Source organism: Phaeodactylibacter luteus (genome assembly GCF_007993045.1).
Lineage (GTDB): Bacteria > Bacteroidota > Bacteroidia > Chitinophagales > Saprospiraceae > Phaeodactylibacter > Phaeodactylibacter luteus.
Window position 1 is genome coordinate 1 of sequence record NZ_VOOR01000200.1, and the last position, 506, is coordinate 506.

The 506-nt window shown below is 50.6% G+C and carries 1 protein-coding gene; it reads left to right on the forward strand.

From position 1 onward, the window contains the following. Positions 1 to 506: Rpn family recombination-promoting nuclease/putative transposase (locus FRY97_RS22075; RefSeq protein ID WP_170254878.1), on the forward strand; the 506-nt coding region annotated here is incomplete at both ends.

Here is a 506-nt window from a genome sequence, read left to right on the forward strand (position 1 = left end):
TTGCAGGTCGGGCTATACATCATGGAGCTCATGCTGCGGTCCGTGAAAGAGGCAGGCCGGGAACTGGAGCTGGTGCTCCCCATCATATTTTATAACGGAAAAGAGAAATGGGAGCCCCTTACGCTCGCAGAGCTTTTTGCCGGCCACCCACAGCTTGAGCTGCTGCAGCCCTATATCCCGAATTTCAGTTTTGTATTTCAGGACGTCTCGCAGCTCAGCACAGCGGAGCTGCTGCAGCTTGACCTGAGCTTTTTCAGGAGTGCTATCATCGCCTTATCCTTACGGCATCAGCCCTACTTGATTGTTAAGTATCTTAGGGTTATTTTTGAAGGGGCAGACGGCAAGGCTAGCATCAGTGCACTGACCCATTACATCCTCGGAGTGGCAGAGCGCTCCGAAGAAGAATTCAGAGCAATTATTGAAAATACAGACCTCGAAATAATACCAGATGTCATGAGCACACTAGAGCAAATCTTGACCCGCGGCCGCAAAGAAGGCATGGAGAA